A 16,272-nucleotide genomic window follows, 5' to 3' on the forward strand; every position below is an offset into this window, starting at 1 on the left:
ACCATGAATCGTACGAAGCACTTGGAAGCCATCTGCGGCCTGGTGGGGTCGTTGGCCATGATGCTGGGCGGTGGGATCCTGGGGTTGACAGTGGCCCCCGCACCGGCCCGGGCCGATTGGAGTAGCTATCAGCAGAAGGTGCAGAGCCATGAGGCTCTCAAGAGCAAGCTGGCGGGTGTCAACAGCGAGCTGGCCAACCAGATTCTCAGTCTCAGCGATCTGACTGCCAACCAGATCCCGGCGGCCCAGCAGAGCGCTATCGAAGCTCAGCAGCAGGCCGAGCAGGCCGACAGTCTGGTTCAGGCCACCAATGACCGACTGCAGGCGGCCCGCAAGGATCGTGCCGACCTGGAGGCCAAGATCCGTCAGACCGGCATCGACTATGACGACGCCAAGGCCGGTGTGGCGCAGATGGCGAGAAAGAGCTTCCACGGCTCTGAGGCCTCCCAGGTCATGGACGTGGTGACCAAGTCCTCCAGCACCAAGGACTTTGTGGACAAGATGCAGTCCGATGCAGCCGTGACCCGATCCGAGGCCAACACGGCCAATGATGCCGCCAACACCCTCAATTCGTCCATGAATCGCAAGCAGCGCCTCGAGGCCATCGAGGAGCAGATCAGCACCTTGAAGGCCAAGGCCGACCAGCAGCAGGCAGCGGCCCAGCAGGCAGCAGCCGCGGCGCAAGCCAAGCAGGACAGTCTGCAGGCCTTGCGCGACCAGGGAACTGCAGCACGCAAGCAGCTGGAGGGGCAGAAGGCCGCCCTGACCACGCAATCGGCCCGTGAGGCCGCTGATATTGTGGCCACCGAGTCTATGATCGATTCCCTCAACACTGGCAATGCCGGCGGCGGGGCCGATCCTCATGCCGGCGGCGCCCAGCAGATCGGCGGTGGCGGCTCCGCATCATCGCCGGCTCCGCAGCAGGCTCCGCCGAGCAACGGGGGCGGTGGAGGTGCCTCCGGCATGAATTACGGGGTGCCTGGCAGCTGTCCTGAGGGTTCTGGGTTCTGCTACGGCCATCCCACCGGCAACTCGGTGGGCGGCAGCGCTTATCCTGCCCGTCAGTGCACGCTCTGGGCCTACATCCGCCGCTCGCAGCTGTCCCTGCCTGTGGGATCCTATATGGGCAACGGGGCTGAGTGGGCCGGCAAGGCACGTGGCCTGGGCTATTTGGTCAACAACACCCCCCATGTCGGTGCTGCCATGGTCTTCGCCCGCGGCCAGCGAGTTACAAATTGGAACGCTGACTGGACCTATGGCCATGTGGCTGTGGTCGAGCGGGTCAATGCAGATGGATCGGTGCTCATCTCCGAAGGAGGCACCGGCTTCGCCTCCTTCCCGACTTATGAGACGGTCTATGGGGCCGGCAACTACCAATACGTTCATTACTGATGCCGTTGCGGGCCAGGTCCGCCGCTTGGAACGTTACTATCGCTGTCCGGAGTGCCAGGTAGCCTCCTTGGCGCGATCCAGAGGAGGATATTATGGCTAAGGAAACCGGCACAACCATGATCGCCCAGAATCGCAGGGCTCGTCATGACTACCAGATTGAGGATCGGTACGAGGCCGGCATAGCTCTGACCGGGACTGAGGTCAAGTCACTGCGCGAGGGGCGGGCTTCCCTGGCCGAGTCGTTTGTCAGCATCGACCGGAGGCACGAGGTCTGGCTGGAGAACGCCAATATCCCTGAATACCTCAATGGCACCTGGAATAACCATGCCCCCAAGCGCAAGCGCAAGCTGCTTCTGCATGCCAGGCAGATCATTCGCCTGGAGCGGCAGATTCAGGCCAAGGGATACACCATTGTCCCCTTGAGCCTGTATTTCAAGGATGGCAGAGTCAAGGTGGAGATCGCTGTGGCAAGAGGCAAGCGCGAGTATGACAAGCGTCAGTCCCTGCGGGAGGAGCAGGACCGCCGCGAGGCCCAAAGGGCCATGCGCTACCGGAACCGTCGGGGCTGAGACACCTGCTGATGCACTTTCTGATTCTCGGATAGGCCGGCTGCCTCCTGATATTTCCTTGCACTATGCAGATCGACACGCCCGGAGCTAAGACGATTGGCAGTGTTCTATAAGCTTCTGAAGCTTGAGCTGGAGCCAAAATCTGCCCTGCAGAACAAACTGCAATCGATGATCAACAATCAGCTGGATGCATAAAAATACAAATGTGTGCATAATAGTGCATGTTGATCAAGGGATACGGAGGGTCGCCTCGGGCGGTCCGGAAGAGGAGAAGAGACATGGGCAAGATCAAGGCGGTGCTGGCGGCGGCTCTGAGTGTCACCCTGCTGGCCTCCCTCGGGGCCTGCGGAACCACCGACGAGGCGGACAGCAACAATGCGTCGGGCAAGTCCACAACAAGTTCCCATCCGGCGGCTTTTGACGTCAGTGGCATCAAAAAGGATCCGGCCATCGCGGCCAAGGTGCCCGAGTCGGTTTCCAAGGACGGCAAGCTGACTGTGGGCATGGAGACCTCGTATGCTCCGGGTGAATTCATGAATGAGGACGGAAAGACACCGATCGGCTATGACGTCGACCTGTCCAACGCCATTGCCAAGGTGATGGGGCTCAAGGGGGAGATGGTCAGCGCTTCCTTCGATACCATCATCCCGGCCATCGGCAGCAAGTACGACGCGGGCATCTCCAGCTTCACCATCACCAAGGAGCGGATGCAGTCGGTTGACTTCGTCACCACATTCAAGGCAGGCACGGCCTTTGCAGTCAAAAAAGGCAACCCCAACAAGATCAATCCTGACGACATCTGCGGCGTCAAGGTCGGTGTGCAGACGGGCACCATCGAAGAGCAGCAGGCGACCGACAAGATTTCGGCCGAGTGCAAGGCCAAGGGCAAGAAGCCGGTGGATGTGCAGTCCTACAAGCAGCAGACCGATGCCGCCACAGCGGTGGTCAACGGCAAGATCGACGTCTTCTACGCCGACTCCCAGGTGACCGGATATGCCATCAAGCAGACCGACGGCCAGCTGGAAAAGCTGGGCAAGGATACCGACATCGTCCTGCAAGGCGCCGCTCTGAAGAAGGGCAGCGGCATGGCTGAGGCCACCCAGGCGGCGCTCCAGAAGCTGATCGACGACGGCACCTATGCCAAGATCCTCAAGAACTGGGGCGTCCAGAGCGGGGCAGTCGAAAAGGCGGAGATCAACCCTGCGGTCTCTGACTGAGACAGGCCTCTAGGCGCGGGCCGGCTCAACAACCGGACTGCGCCTAGCGGTTGGCCCGGCTGGATAGGCTGGGCCTGAATAAGTTCAGCGGTGCGGAAGGAAGCAGGAGATGCATACCAAGAAGGGGACGGACCAGATTCAGATCCCCGGCAGAATAGAGGCCAGGCCGGTGCGCAAGCCGGGGCCGATCGTGGCCGCCGTCATCGTGGCCGTTTTCGTGGCCATGCTGATCCATGGCATGGTGACCAATCCCAACTTTGATTGGCCCACGGTCTGGAAGTATCTCTTCAACGAGCATGTCCTGGACGGCATCAAGTGGACCCTTCTGCTGACCGTCTACGCCATGGTTCTGGCCACAATCCTGGCCATCATCCTGGCGGTCATGCGCAAGTCGTCCAATCCGGTCCTGCGTTGGGTCAGCTGGTTCTTCATCTGGTTCTTCCGCGGCACTCCTGTATATACCCAGCTGGTTTTCTGGGGCCTGCTCTCCGTGCTGATTCCCAAGCTGGCCATAGGCATCCCCTTCGGGCCAGAGTTCTGGAGCATCGACACCAAGACCGTGCTCAACGCCACCGTGGCGACGGTTCTGGGCCTGGGACTGAACGAGGCTGCCTACCTTTCCGAAATCGTCCGCGCCGGCATCGAGGCTGTGGACCCCGGCCAGGAGGAGGCCGCCAAGGCTCTGGGCATGCCGCCCTCCATGATCATGCGACGGATCGTCCTGCCTCAGGCCATGCGCATCATCGTGCCGCCTACCGGCAATGAAACCATCGGCATGTTGAAGACCACATCCCTGGCCCTTGCCGTGCCCTTCACCCTGGAGCTCCAGTTCGCCACCAACGCCATCGCCAACCGCATCTACAAGACCATCCCGCTGCTGATCGTGGCCTGCATCTGGTACCTGGTCATCACCTCCGTTCTGATGGTCATCCAGGCCCAGCTGGAGAAGCACTACGGCAAGGGCTTCGACTCGCGGCCCCTGGCCGGATCAGGGGCCAAGGACGGCAAGGATGGCGAGGACCCGCAGACCCGTCAGGAAACTGACAAGGTCAACAAGGTCATGATGGCCGGGCTGAACGCCTGAGCGCAGGAGGAAAATCATGGACGAGGACAGGCAGACCAGGAAAAATGGGCAAGTCAATAAGAATCCGGCTATCGTCATCAGGAATGTGCACAAGGTATTCGGCGACCAGCATGTACTGCGGGGGATCAACCTGGAAGTCATGCCCGGCACGGTAACGGCCGTCCTGGGGCCTTCCGGCTCAGGCAAGTCGACCCTGCTGCGGCTGATCAACCAGCTGGAGACCCGCACAGCAGGCGAAATCTATGTGGACGGCGAGCTGACCGGATACAGGAAAATCAATACCGGCAAAGGTGCTGTGCTGCAGACCCTGGATGACAAGGCTATTGCCAGGCAGCGATCCAAGATCGGCATGGTCTTCCAGCGTTTCAACCTCTTCCCCCACATGACTGCCTTGGAGAACGTCATGGAAGCGCCGGTCCATGTGGGCCGGGTTCCCAAGGCCGATGCCCGCCAGGAGGCTCAGGCCCAGCTGGAACGTGTAGGGCTGGAGGACAGGATGGACTATTATCCTGCCCAGCTCTCCGGCGGTCAGCAGCAGCGTGTGGCTATCGCGCGAGCCCTGGCCATGCACCCCGACATCATGCTCTTCGACGAGCCCACCTCAGCCCTGGATCCTGAGCTGGTGGGAGAGGTTTTGGGGGTCATGAGGCAGGTTGCCCAACAGGGCATGACCATGGTGGTGGTCACCCATGAGATGGGCTTCGCCCGCGAGGTGGCCGAGCAGATCGTCTTCATGGATCAGGGAGTCGTGGTGGAGCAGGGAGGCCCTGACATCATCGACCATCCGCACTCCGAGAGGTTCGCTGAATTCTTGCATACCGTACTCTAGCCTCAGCAGGCTCAGGTCCTGTCCAGGTTGTAGAAATTCCGGCAAGAAGCCTTCCGGACAGGCGACGGCGGAACTCCCATGGCTAGACTGGGGTCCATGTGCGGAATCGTCGGTTATGCGGGATCGGTGCGGACGGCCTGCGGCAGGCCCCTGGAGGTCTGCCTCAAGGGTCTGGAACGTTTGGAGTACCGGGGCTATGACTCGGCTGGAGTGGCTCTTGCTGCCCCGGGAATGACGCAGGTGGCCGTACGCAAGAAGGCGGGGCGCCTGGGCAATCTGGTCGCTGATCTGAAGACCAAGCCCATGCCCGAAGCCACCGTGGGCATCGGGCACACCCGCTGGGCCACCAATGGCGAACCCACTGATGTCAACGCTCATCCCCACACCAGCCGTGACGGCAAGGTCGCGCTGATCCACAACGGGATCATCGAGAACGCCTCAAGGCTGCGGCTGGACCTGGAGACCGAGGGATACACCTTCGTGTCCTCCACGGACACCGAAGTGGCGGCCAAGCTTCTGGGCAAGATTGCCCAGGAGATCGTCGATGCCACCGGCCAGCCCGACATCTTCGAGGCCATCAGGCGGTTGGCCCGCATGCTCAAAGGAGCTTTCACCATCCTGGCTGTGGACTCACGTCAGCCTGATCTGGTGGTGGGCGTCCGACATGATTCGCCGCTGGTGGTCGGTCTGGGAGACGGGGAGAACTACCTGGGCTCCGATGTGGCTGCCTTCGTAGCCTATACCCGCCAGGCCATGGAACTGGGGCAGGACCAGGCCGTCTGCATCAGCGCGGACCAGGTCAAGGTTACGGACTTCCAAGGGCACCCGGTAGAGCATCCCCGCCGTTATACCGTCGACTGGGATGCCTCGGCCGCCGAAAAGGGCGGATGGGACTCCTTCATGGACAAGGAGATCCACGAGGACCCGGCTGCCGTCTCCAACACCCTGTTGGGCCGATACGACGAGTCGGGCGACCTGGATCTGGACGAGGTTCATATCGATGAGGAGGTCTTCCGCCAGATCGACAAGATCATTGTTGTGGCCTGCGGAACGGCCTCCTACGCAGGGCTGGTGGCCAAGTACGCCATCGAGCACTGGGTCCGCATCCCGGTGGAGGTCGAGCTGGCCCATGAGTTCCGCTACCGTGATCCCATTCTGACCCCGCGCACCCTGGTCGTGGCCATATCCCAGTCAGGAGAGACCATGGATACGCTGATGGCGCTTCGCCACGCACGCGAGCAGGGTTCACGGGTTCTGGCCATCTGCAACACCCAGGGGTCCACCATCCCCAGGGAGTCCGACGCCGTGCTCTACACCCACGCCGGCCCCGAAGTGGCTGTGGCCTCCACCAAGGCCTTCCTGGCCCAGATCGTGGCGGCCTACCTGCTGGGTCTCTACCTGGCCCAGGTCAAGGGGACCATGTATCGAGACGAGATCCACCAGACCATCGACAGCCTCAAGGCCATGCCGGCCAAGATCCAGAAAGTGCTGGACGGACAGGCCGAGGTCATCAGCCAGACGGCTCAGCGCATGTCCAAGGCCCGCTCCTTCCTCTTCCTGGGGCGGCATGTGGGCTATCCGGTGGCCCTGGAGGGGGCGCTCAAGCTCAAGGAGATCGCTTACATCTTCACCGAGGGGTTCGCCGCTGGCGAGCTCAAGCACGGGCCTATCGCCCTGGTGGAGCCGGGAGAGCCTGTGGTGGTCATCGTACCCAGCGCACGGGGCCGCAATGTGCTGCACGACAAGGTCATCTCGGCCATCGAGGAGGTCAAGGCCCGTGGCGCCTTCACCATTGTCGTGGCCGAGGAGGGCGACCCGGACGCCGACCGCTATGCTGACGTGGTCTTTTGGAGGCCGCCCTGCCCAACCCTGCTAAGCCCCCTGGTGGACGTGGTCCCTCTGCAGCTGTTCGCCTTGGACATGGCCCGGCTCAAGGGTCTGGATGTGGACAAGCCCCGCAATCTGGCCAAGTCGGTCACGGTGGAATAGGGTCCCATGGCTGTCGGGTCCGGGCAGCGGGGGCACCGGATGGTCCTGGAGGAGCCGCGGATCCCCTTCGAACCCAGAATCATCTACGAGGACCAGCGCATCATCGTGGTCGATAAGCCCCATTTTCTGGCCACTATGCCTCGAGGGATGTGGTACGCCAGTACTGTGCTGATCCGAATGCGCCGACTTTACGGGGAGCCCGACATCATCCCTGCCCACCGGCTTGATAGGGCTACTGCGGGCGTGCTGGTCCTGGTTCGAGATCCGGCTGCCAGGCGGGCCTATCAGATGCTCTTCCAGGAGCATCGCGTGCGCAAGGTCTACCAGTGCTTGGCGCCGGTGCGACCCATAGCTCGCTCGCGGACCGGCACCGTGCGACACCTGGATCCGCCCCGGGTCTTCCCGCTAGAGCGCCGTTCCAGGATGATCAAACGCCGTGGGGTTCTCCAGGCCTGGGAGGAGCGAGGGCCTGTCAATGCGGTTACTCGGGTCGAGCTGACAGCGGGCCAGGGATGCCTGGCCACCTACACCCTTTACCCGAAGACCGGCAAGACCCACCAGCTTCGTGTGCACATGAATGCTCTGGGCCTGCCCATAGTGGGTGACGATCTTTACCCCTGGATCCAGACGCGGGCCTATGACGACTTCTCCCAGCCACTGCAATTGGTGGCCCGTCGCCTGGAGTTCACTGACCCCTTCACTGGAGCTAATCGCATCTTCACATCCTCCGTTCCCTTGGATCCTCAAGGAAAAGCCTGAACAGTCAGCCTGGTGGGACATAATGGTCAGGGGATCCCGGAGCCGCGGGACGACGTGGACGCGGCAGGCATCCCCGTCCGAGAATCGAGACGGACCAGGAGGTTCTACCCATGAGCAAACCGACAAGGCGGGCCTATCGATGGCCCAAGCATCTCAAGGGTCAGCAGTCCCTCTGGTACGGATGCGACTACAACCCCGACCAATGGCCCGAGGATACATGGGATGAGGACATCAGGCTGATGACCAAGGCAGGGGTCAACGTGGTGGCCTTGGCGGTCTTCTCCTGGTCGCGCATAGAACCCAGCCAGGGGGTTTTCGATTTCGATTGGTTGGATCGGATCATTGACAAGCTTGGTCGGGCGGGCATCGGGGTCAACCTGGCCTCGGCCACGGCCTCGCCTCCATTGTGGCTCACCCAGGCCCATCCTGAGGTTCTGCTCAGGGACGAGCGAGGCGACACGGTCTGGCCCGGGGCCCGGCAGCACTGGCGGCCCACCTCGCCGGTCTTCCGCTCCTACGCTTTGAAACTCTGCCGGGCCATGGCCGAGCACTACCGGGACAACCCCTATCTGGTGGCCTGGCATGTGGGCAATGAGTATGGCTGTCACAATCGCTTCGACTATTCCGACGATGCCATGCGGGCCTTCCAGCGCTGGTGCCGCCGCCGCTACAAGGACATCGAGGCCGTCAACCGCGCCTGGGGCACGGATTTCTGGTCACAGAGGCTGAGCGACTTCTCGCAGATTCTGCCACCGCGTTTCATCGGCCAAGGGAATTTTCAGAATCCGGGCCGCATGCTGGACTTCGAGCGATTCAGCTCCGATGCCCTCAAGGATTTCTACATGGCCGAGCGCGATACCTTGGCTGAAATCACCCCGGACATCCCCCTGACCACCAACTTCATGGTCAGCGCCGGCGGATTCGCCCTGGACTATGACGACTGGGGCGACCAGGTGGACTTTGTGGCCAACGACCACTATGTGACGCCTGGTAGGGATCATCTGGAGGAGCTGGCCTATTCCTCCAGCCTGGTGGATGCCATCGCTCGCCGGCGTCCCTGGTGGCTTATGGAGCAGTCCACCTCGGCGGTCAACTGGCGGCCGGTCAACCCCCGCAAGGAGCCCGGACAGCTGGAGCGCGACTCCCTGGCTCACCTGGCGCTTGGTGCTGATGCCATCTGCTACTTCCAGTGGAGGCAGTCCCGGGCTGGCGCGGAAAAGTTCCACTCGGCCATGCTGCCTCATGCCGGCGAGGACACGGCAGTCTTCCGTGACGTCTGCCAGCTTGGAGGGGACCTGCAGGGACTCTCGCAGGCTGGTTTGGCTGGCAGTACGCTGGCCAAGGCCCCGGTGGCCCTGGTCTTCGACTACGCAAGCCAGTGGGCCAGCTCCCAGGCAGCATCGCCCAGCGCCCGGGTCGAGCATGGCCAGGAGCCGCCGGTCTGGTACCGGGCCTTTCTGGACAACGCCATCCGGCCCGATGTCCTGCCGGTCAAGGCCGGATGGGAGGAGTATCCGCTGGTGGTCCTGCCAGCCCTCTACCTGATCGACGCTGACTTCTCCAAGCGGCTGCACAAGTATGTACACAGTGGAGGGCGGCTGATCGTCACCTGGGGCAGCGGCATCGCCGACGAGCAGGACCGCGTCTGGACGGGAGGATATCCGGGGCCGCTTCGGGACCTGCTGGGTCTGTCGGTCGAGGAGTTCACACCCATGGCTCCCGGCGCACCTGGCCTGCTGGACCACCTGGACCTGGCCAACGGGGTCACGGCGCACGACTGGGCCGATGTCATCGGCCACCTGGACAAGGGCACCAAGGTCCTGGCTAACTACCGGGCGGATCCCTGGACAGGGATGGATGGCATGCCGGCCATGACCGTCCATGACTGGGGTCATGGCAAGGCCGCCTACCTAGGTTGCCGTCTGGATGCCCAGGATCTGGCCAAGGTTCTTCCTGCCCTGCTGGAGGCCCTGGATATCGCTGATATGAGATCAGTCCAGGGCGACCCCGATCTGTTGAGAGTTGAGCGAGTCAGCAAGGATGATCGGACGCGTTTCGTCTTTCTGTTCAACAGGACCAGGCATCCGGTGCAGGTTCAGCTGGAGGGGCAGGTCCTGGTGGGCTCACTGGCCAGCGTTGACGGGGATGGCAAGCAGGCCAGCCTGCAGGTCAATGGCGCGCTGGTGCAGCGTGTGGTCGGCCATCGGCATTGAGCTGGTGAATCCTGTGCATGCCGGCGAAGATCAGCTCGGGATCGTATACCTCGATCAGGTCGGTGTCCTGTGAGAAGGTACGACCCATGCCGCCTGTGGCCACTACGTGGAAGTCTCGGCCGATCTCGTTGCGAAACTGGCGAATGATCCTTTCCAAGCCGCCAAGGAAGTTGTAATAGAGTCCGGCCTGCATGGCCGTCCTGGTACCCGTGGCCATGATGGTCTGAGGACGGGTGATCTCCACCTGGGGGAGCTGGGCGGTCTGGCCGGCCAGGGCCTGGGCCCCTGAACGGATACCCGGCACGATCAGGCCTGAGCGGATGGCGCCCCTGTCATCCACATAGTTGAAGGTGGTGGCCGTGCCGAAGTCGATAACCAGTACAGGCCCTCCGTAGCGGTGGAAGGCGCCCACGCAGTCGGCCAGGCAGTCGGCGCCCAGGGAGCGCGGATCATCCAGACGGATGTTCATGCCTGTCTTCACGCCGGGGCCCACCACCATGGGGTCGATGGAAAAGAAGCGGATCAGGCAGGATCTGACGGCATGCATGACCGCGGGAGCCACCGAGGAGATGATGGCATCCTGCACATCCGCAGTCTTGTAGCCGGCCAGGGCCATGAGCTGCCCCAGCAGAAGTCCGAACTCATCGGCCGTGTGGTCGATCCTTGTGGTCAGCCTGTAGGAGGCGGCGACCTGGTCGCCCTCCATGAATCCGACCTCGATGTTGGTGTTGCCGATGTCGATGGCCAGCAGCATGTCTCTTCCTCCCTGCCGTCGTCCGGGCGCGTGGCGCTTTCCGAATCCATCCTAAGCGCATAAGCCTGGGTGATGGCTTCGGGGAGTATGCTGGTGGGCGGTGATCGACCAAAATGGCGGTCAACCACAGCATAAGGATTCGTCAATGAACGCAGATCGACACGGCACGCATGCCCATGGCAGCGTGACCGCAGCAGATACAGAGGCGGCCCAGGAGTCAGGCCCCAGCACTGACCCCGAACTCAACGCCAGGATCAGGCCTATGAGGTCGGGTGGCAACACCCTGCCCTGGAAGCTGCTCAGTCTCCTGCTGGCCCTGGCCTTGGCACTCTCCCTATGGACCGGGCATCGTGGACCTATTGGCCAGGCCGAGGGAGGAACCGTTGCGGACACGGTCACGGTGGGGCTCAAGCTGGCTCCCACCAATCTGGACATCCGCAACCAGTCGGGTACGGCGCTGGATCAGCTTCTGATCGGCAATGTCTATCAGGGCCTGGTGTCGCGGGATTCCCGGAACCAGGTGCGCCCAGGGCTGGCCAGGAGCTGGAATGTCTCCGAGGACGGCCTGGTCTACACCTTCCACCTGCATGAGGGCATCCGCTTCTCCAACGGTCATGCTCTTCGGGCCCAGGACGTGGTCGACTCCATTCGCGGGCTCATGGCAGGCCACTACCAGGGCAGCGAGATGCTGGAGGGCTTCCAGGGCGTTGAGGCCGCAGATCCGCTGACGGTGCGCCTGACGCTGTCCAGACCCTACCAGGACCTGCTCTGGCAGTTGAGCGGCCGGGCTGGCCTGGTCTTTGACCGTCGTGCTCATTACGACATGAAGACCCAGGCCGTGGGATCCGGCCCGTACCTGCTGGAAAGCTTCCGGCCAAACGACTCGGTCACCCTCAAGGCCGATCCGCACTACTGGGGCAGCGACAAGCCTAAGACGCCAACCATCGTCATCCGTTACCTCAACGACGACAACGCTGCCGTCAACGCCCTGCGCAGCGGGGATGTGCAGGTGCTGGCTCCGGTCACCGAGAACCTGGCCAGTCCTTTCCGCAACAGCCGCGACTTCCAGGTCAAGGCGGGCGACGACACCGACAAGTACGTTCTGGCCATGAACGGCAAGGGTGCCGCCACATCCGACCCGCTGGTGCGGCAGGCCATCCGCCATGCCATCGACCATCGGCAGCTGATCGCCTCCCGGGGCGGATCGGACAGGGCCCTGGGCGGCCCCATACCCTCCCTGGATCCCGGCTATCAGGATCTGACCGGGCTCTACCCCCACGATCCTGAGCAGGCGCGGCGGCTTCTGGCCCAAGCCGGGTACGGTCCCGGTCACCGGCTCAAGCTGCGGCTGACCTACGCCAACACCTACGGCAGCGAGTTGGGCGATCAGCTGCGCTCGCAGCTGCGTCAGGTGGGCATCGACCTGGATGTGCGGGTGGTGGAGTTCTCGGTTTGGCTCCAGGACGTCCATGCCAACAAGGACTATGACCTGTCTCTGGTGGATCATGGCGAGAGCCACGACTTCCATCAGTGGGCCAACCCCGGCTACTACTACAACTATGACAATCATCAGGTCCAGGAGCTCTATAGGCAGGCCATGGCCACGACCTCCGCTGATGACTCCGACAGGCTCCTGGCCCAGGCCGCCCGGATTGTCAGCAACGATGCGGCGGCGGATTGGCTCTTCAACTACCGGGTGACCACGGCCTGGCGGACGGGGTTGGAGGGCTTCCCGGTCGATCTGAACCAGTCCCTCATGCCCTTGTCCGACGTGACCTACAGGCGGGGATAACCATGGCCAAATTCCTAGTGCGGCGCCTGGTGCTCTTCATCTTGGCGCTGATGGGCATCTCCCTGCTGATCTTCCTGGCACTGCGCATCCTGCCCGGTGACGTGGCCGCCGTCATGGCCGGGCTGGATGCTCCGCCTGCGCGTGTTGACCGGCTGCGTCGGCAGATGGGCCTGGACCGCTCCTACCCAAGGCAGTATCTGGACTGGATCAGCGGCTTTCTGCAAGGGGACCTGGGCAGGTCCATTCTGACCAACCGTCCCATCGCCTCCCAGGTTGGTGTCCGGGCCCAGATCACCTTCCCGCTGATTCTTCTGGGGCTGGGTGTGGCCCTGCTGCTGGGCATTCCCCTGGGCTCCGCGGCCGCTCTGGCGCGCTCGCCACGGATGCAGTCCTTCAGCCACATGGCCGCCATCGTGGGCGGATCCGTACCCGCCCTCTGGTCAGGACTGCTGCTGATCATGCTCTTCGCCAAGGGCAGCGGCCTGATTGGCCTGTTGCCCTCCCAGGGCTTTCCTGCTCTCGGCTGGGCTCAGCCGGGTCAGGCCTTGTCGGCTTTGATTCTGCCTGCTCTGTCCACCGGCATCATCGTGGGCGCCGGCATCATGCGGTACACCCGCTCCCTGCTGGGCGACATGCTCTCTTCGGGGTATGTGGACATGGGCATGGCCTGCGGGATGACCAGAACCCAGGCCGCCCTGCGCATCGGTCTGCGGCTGGCTTCTCCCCAGTTGGTTTCGGTGGTCGGGCTGACCATGGCCGAGATGATCACCGGGGTCATGGTCAGCGAGAACCTGTTCGCCCTGCCGGGACTGGGCTCCATGCTGGTCACCGACGTGGGCAACCGGGATCTTCCGGCCGTTCAGTCCGAGCTGCTTCTTCTGGCGGCCTTCTTCCTCTTCCTGGGACTCTTGGTGGACGTTATCCATAGATTGATCGATCCGCGTTTTCGAGGTGCGGCCAGGCAGGAGGTGGCTGATTGATGAGCTGGGAACACGCAGACAGGCCGCGCTTGGGACCCAGGGCCGCATTCCCCGGGCAACTAGGATTCTTCGGGCGGATGCGGGTGGTGCTGGCCGCCATGTGGCGCAAGGCCTCGGGTCGATACTCGCTGATTGTTCTGGTCATGTGGATCCTGGTCTCCCTGGTCTCCAGGTTCTGGACTCCGGTCCCTATCTGGACCACTGACGGGTACCGGATCTGGCAGGCCCCCAGCCGCGCCCATCTTCTGGGAACGGACGGTACCGGAGCAGACATCCTCTCCTGGCTGATGGCGGGGTCGGCAACCAACCTGGCCATCAGCCTTCTGGCTGTCATCCTGTCGGGCGTATTGGGACTTCTTCTGGTCATGGCCATGGTCTCGCGCCGTTCAGGAGTATCACAGACGGTCGTGGTCCTGGTCGACGCCCTGATTTCCCTGCCCACAGTTCTGCTGGCCCTGATTCTGGCTGTTCCCCTGGGCCCCAGCATCGCCGTGGTCGTCGTGGCCTGCGGGTTCGGCTACGGACTCAACCTGGCCCGGATCGTACGGCCCCAGGCGCTTCTGGCGGCAGAGTCTGACTACGTGCAATCCGCCCGACACAGCGGAGTCGGATCCTTCAGAATCTTCTGCACCCACCTGGTGCCCAATGTCATTCCTGTCCTGTGCGTGCAGCTTTCCATGTCGGCGGGGACCTCGGTTCTGGCTGAAGCAGGGTTGACCTACCTGGGGGTGGGCGTTCCCTCCGGCCTGCCCTCCTGGGGGCACTCACTGACCACCTCGGTCAAGTTCATCAACGTCTTTCCGCTGACCGTGCTCTGGCCCGGCCTGGCGGTCACCATGGTGGTGGTGGCGCTGAACCTGTTCGGCGACGCCCTGCGTGATGCCATCGATCCGGTTACCAACCCCAGGCTCAGGGCTGCCGTAGCTGCCGCCGGACGGTCCACTGTCCGGCCCGAGGAGCTCCAGGAAAGGTCTGCTCAATCGGATGACTCGGGTCATCATGTCGAGAATGCGGTCCATACAGGCGAGGGAGGCCAATCATGTCGCTGAATATTGACGGCCTGAGCCTGTCCATCAATGGCCGCACCATTCTCGACCAGGTGGACATCAAAGTCGGGGACGGCCAGCGGGTAGGCCTGATCGGCTCCTCAGGCTCCGGAAAGTCGATGATCGCCCGCAGCGTTTTGGGCACCACACCACTGACGGCCTCCCTGTCGGGATCCATTCTGGTGGACGGGCTCCAGATTCTCGGTTCGGACGACCGGTCCCTGGCGGATCTGCGCGGTTCCCGGATGGGCATGATCTTTCAGAATCCTTCCACGGCCCTGAACCCAGTAAAGAAGGTCTACAGCCAGGTTGAGCTTCCTCTTCGCCGCCACTACCGCTTGAGCGCTCAGGAACGGCGCAGACGGGTCATGGAGATATTGGCCCAGGTCGGGTTGGATGCGGATCTGGCTGGCTCATATCCGCATGAGCTGTCCGGGGGCCAGCAGCAGCGGGCGGCCATAGCCACAGCCCTGGTCACCAAGCCCAGACTGATCCTGGCGGACGAGCCCACCACCGCCCTGGATGCCATCACCCAGCGGCAGATCGTAGACCTGTTGGTTTCCTTGGTTGACCAGAGCGGGGCCTCTCTGCTGTTCATCACCCATGATTTCTCCGTCCTGGCTCGGGTTGCTGATTACTGCTACATCCTTGACGCGGGCCGAGTGGTGGAAAGCGGGCAGACGCAGAGCATTCTGCGCGACCCATTCAGTCCGCAGGGCAGGACTCTGGTGAGAGCGGCCAGAGAGCTGACGCTGCGCGCAGATGGAGGCAAGCATGACCGCGACTGATGGTACACATGCCGATCCGATCCTGACCGGGAAAGGCCTGACCAAGATCTATGCCTCTACCGGCAGCGGCATGGCTCGGAAGGCTGCGGTTGACGGAATTGACATCTCCCTTCTGCCGGGGGAGTGCCTGGCGATCATAGGGGAGTCCGGTTCAGGGAAGACCACGCTTTCTCGTCTGCTCCTAGGTCAGTTGAGGCCTGATGCCGGGCAGGTGACATATCAGGGCAGACCGGTTCTCCACGGTTCCCCGGCCGACAAGGCGCTTGCCCAAGACTCTGCTCTGGTCTTTCAAAACCCCTTCACCTCCCTCGACCCGCGGTGGACCATCGGCCGGTCAGTCGCCGAACCTCTTCTGGCTGCCAGGCGCAGGGGGAGTGGGCACCTATGGCATCGTCGTCAAGATGGGACAGACCTTGCTGATCGGGTGGCCAAGGTCTTGTCAGAGGTTGAGCTTGACCCCGGCGCGATCATGACGGCTTATCCCTCCGATCTGTCTGGAGGCCAGGCCCAGCGGGCGGCCATAGCCCGGGCCCTGATCGTCAAGCCCCGGATACTCTTGGCCGATGAGCCCATGAGCGCCATCGACGTCTCGGCGCGCGTAGGGATTCTCCATACCCTTCAATCCATCATGGCCCAGTCCAGGCAGCAGGCCGATCCGTCAAATGGCATGTCCATGATCATCATCTCCCATGATCTGGGCGTGGTCCAGCACATCGCGGACAGGGTCATGGTGCTCAACCAGGGGAAGGTGGTGGAGGAGGGGCCGGTGAAAGCCATCCTCAATCATCCCAAGCAGTCCTATACCCGCCAGCTACTGGCAGCTGCGACCCTATAGGCATTCGTCTTTTTCCGACGATTGA

At 62.7% G+C, this 16,272-nt stretch carries 14 protein-coding genes; 13 read left to right on the forward strand and 1 reads right to left on the reverse strand.

Features of this window, described 5'->3' with window-relative positions; translation table 11 throughout:
- The first annotated feature begins 3 nt into the window (after nt 1–3).
- The 8 genes from ACUIAH_RS00285 (at nt 4) to ACUIAH_RS00320 (ending at nt 10,052) form a co-directional block, all read left to right on the forward strand.
- Entirely contained in the window at nt 4–1,392 is a 1,389-nt protein-coding gene (locus ACUIAH_RS00285) for a CHAP domain-containing protein (RefSeq protein WP_445340992.1), read from the forward strand.
- A 92-nt stretch (nt 1,393–1,484) separates the two neighbouring features.
- On the forward strand, nt 1,485–1,961 hold the full coding sequence (gene smpB / locus ACUIAH_RS00290) for an SsrA-binding protein SmpB (RefSeq protein ID WP_313838171.1): 477 nt from the start codon (nt 1,485–1,487) through the stop codon (nt 1,959–1,961).
- A gap of 278 nt (nt 1,962–2,239) precedes the next feature.
- A complete protein-coding gene (locus ACUIAH_RS00295) occupies nt 2,240–3,178 on the forward strand; it encodes an ABC transporter substrate-binding protein (RefSeq protein ID WP_445340993.1) in 939 nt (312 codons plus the stop codon).
- Between the two features lie 109 nt (nt 3,179–3,287).
- Nucleotides 3,288–4,262 (forward strand): amino acid ABC transporter permease, encoded by a 975-nt coding sequence (locus ACUIAH_RS00300; RefSeq protein ID WP_045924718.1) that lies wholly within the window; start codon nt 3,288–3,290, stop codon nt 4,260–4,262.
- Between the two features lie 16 nt (nt 4,263–4,278).
- Entirely contained in the window at nt 4,279–5,091 is an 813-nt protein-coding gene (locus ACUIAH_RS00305; protein ID WP_445340994.1) for an amino acid ABC transporter ATP-binding protein, read from the forward strand.
- A 96-nt stretch (nt 5,092–5,187) separates the two neighbouring features.
- On the forward strand, nt 5,188–7,080 hold the full coding sequence (glmS, locus tag ACUIAH_RS00310; RefSeq protein ID WP_121914157.1) for a glutamine--fructose-6-phosphate transaminase (isomerizing): 1,893 nt from the start codon (nt 5,188–5,190) through the stop codon (nt 7,078–7,080).
- A 6-nt stretch (nt 7,081–7,086) separates the two neighbouring features.
- A complete protein-coding gene (locus ACUIAH_RS00315) occupies nt 7,087–7,839 on the forward strand; it encodes a pseudouridine synthase (RefSeq protein WP_445340995.1) in 753 nt (250 codons plus the stop codon).
- 110 nt (nt 7,840–7,949) lie between these two features.
- Complete coding sequence (locus ACUIAH_RS00320; RefSeq protein ID WP_445340996.1) at nt 7,950–10,052, forward strand: beta-galactosidase; 2,103 nt, start codon at nt 7,950–7,952, stop codon at nt 10,050–10,052.
- On the opposite strand, the gene ACUIAH_RS00325 is transcribed toward ACUIAH_RS00320, so the two are convergent.
- Nucleotides 10,009–10,806 (reverse strand): type III pantothenate kinase, encoded by a 798-nt coding sequence (locus tag ACUIAH_RS00325; RefSeq protein ID WP_445340997.1) that lies wholly within the window; start codon nt 10,804–10,806, stop codon nt 10,009–10,011. The genes ACUIAH_RS00320 and ACUIAH_RS00325 overlap by 44 nt on opposite strands.
- A gap of 145 nt (nt 10,807–10,951) precedes the next feature.
- Between ACUIAH_RS00325 and ACUIAH_RS00330 the strand changes: the two genes are divergently transcribed.
- The 5 genes from ACUIAH_RS00330 to ACUIAH_RS00350 all read left to right on the forward strand — a co-directional run bounded on the left by ACUIAH_RS00330 (nt 10,952) and on the right by ACUIAH_RS00350 (nt 16,247).
- On the forward strand, nt 10,952–12,598 hold the full coding sequence (locus ACUIAH_RS00330; RefSeq protein ID WP_445340998.1) for an ABC transporter substrate-binding protein: 1,647 nt from the start codon (nt 10,952–10,954) through the stop codon (nt 12,596–12,598).
- 2 nt (nt 12,599–12,600) lie between these two features.
- Nucleotides 12,601–13,578, forward strand: a complete 978-nt coding sequence (locus ACUIAH_RS00335; RefSeq protein WP_445340999.1) for an ABC transporter permease — start codon at nt 12,601–12,603, stop codon at nt 13,576–13,578.
- Nucleotides 13,579–13,655: 77 nt separating this feature from the next.
- Nucleotides 13,656–14,627 carry an ABC transporter permease gene (locus tag ACUIAH_RS00340; RefSeq protein WP_445341591.1) on the forward strand — a complete coding sequence of 324 codons (972 nt, stop codon included), beginning with the start codon at nt 13,656–13,658 and terminating at the stop codon, nt 14,625–14,627.
- Complete coding sequence (locus ACUIAH_RS00345) at nt 14,618–15,412, forward strand: ABC transporter ATP-binding protein (RefSeq protein WP_445341000.1); 795 nt, start codon at nt 14,618–14,620, stop codon at nt 15,410–15,412. The genes ACUIAH_RS00340 and ACUIAH_RS00345 overlap by 10 nt, the downstream gene beginning before the upstream one ends.
- The gene (locus ACUIAH_RS00350; protein ID WP_445341001.1) at nt 15,399–16,247 is read left to right on the forward strand and encodes an ABC transporter ATP-binding protein; all 849 of its coding nucleotides are present in this window, start codon (nt 15,399–15,401) and stop codon (nt 16,245–16,247) included. The genes ACUIAH_RS00345 and ACUIAH_RS00350 overlap by 14 nt, the downstream gene beginning before the upstream one ends.
- Nucleotides 16,248–16,272: the final 25 nt, after the last annotated feature.

The organism is Bifidobacterium sp. ESL0820, from assembly GCF_052606235.1.

Excerpts from the sequence above, each read along its gene's own strand:
- ACUIAH_RS00305 (WP_445340994.1), top strand. The coding sequence starts at position 4,279 with ATGGACGAGGACAGGCAGACCAGGAAAAATGGGCAAGTCAATAAGAAT.
- ACUIAH_RS00340 (WP_445341591.1), top strand. The coding sequence starts at position 13,656 with ATGCGGGTGGTGCTGGCCGCCATGTGGCGCAAGGCCTCGGGTCGATAC.
- ACUIAH_RS00335 (WP_445340999.1), top strand. The coding sequence starts at position 12,601 with ATGGCCAAATTCCTAGTGCGGCGCCTGGTGCTCTTCATCTTGGCGCTG.
- ACUIAH_RS00320 (WP_445340996.1), top strand. The coding sequence starts at position 7,950 with ATGAGCAAACCGACAAGGCGGGCCTATCGATGGCCCAAGCATCTCAAG.
- ACUIAH_RS00350 (WP_445341001.1), top strand. The coding sequence starts at position 15,399 with ATGACCGCGACTGATGGTACACATGCCGATCCGATCCTGACCGGGAAA.
- ACUIAH_RS00300 (WP_045924718.1), top strand. The coding sequence starts at position 3,288 with ATGCATACCAAGAAGGGGACGGACCAGATTCAGATCCCCGGCAGAATA.
- smpB (WP_313838171.1), top strand. The coding sequence starts at position 1,485 with ATGGCTAAGGAAACCGGCACAACCATGATCGCCCAGAATCGCAGGGCT.
- ACUIAH_RS00295 (WP_445340993.1), top strand. The coding sequence starts at position 2,240 with ATGGGCAAGATCAAGGCGGTGCTGGCGGCGGCTCTGAGTGTCACCCTG.
- ACUIAH_RS00285 (WP_445340992.1), top strand. The coding sequence starts at position 4 with ATGAATCGTACGAAGCACTTGGAAGCCATCTGCGGCCTGGTGGGGTCG.
- ACUIAH_RS00315 (WP_445340995.1), top strand. The coding sequence starts at position 7,087 with ATGGCTGTCGGGTCCGGGCAGCGGGGGCACCGGATGGTCCTGGAGGAG.
- ACUIAH_RS00330 (WP_445340998.1), top strand. The coding sequence starts at position 10,952 with ATGAACGCAGATCGACACGGCACGCATGCCCATGGCAGCGTGACCGCA.
- ACUIAH_RS00345 (WP_445341000.1), top strand. The coding sequence starts at position 14,618 with ATGTCGCTGAATATTGACGGCCTGAGCCTGTCCATCAATGGCCGCACC.
- glmS (WP_121914157.1), top strand. The coding sequence starts at position 5,188 with ATGTGCGGAATCGTCGGTTATGCGGGATCGGTGCGGACGGCCTGCGGC.
- ACUIAH_RS00325 (WP_445340997.1), bottom strand. The coding sequence starts at position 10,806 with ATGCTGCTGGCCATCGACATCGGCAACACCAACATCGAGGTCGGATTC.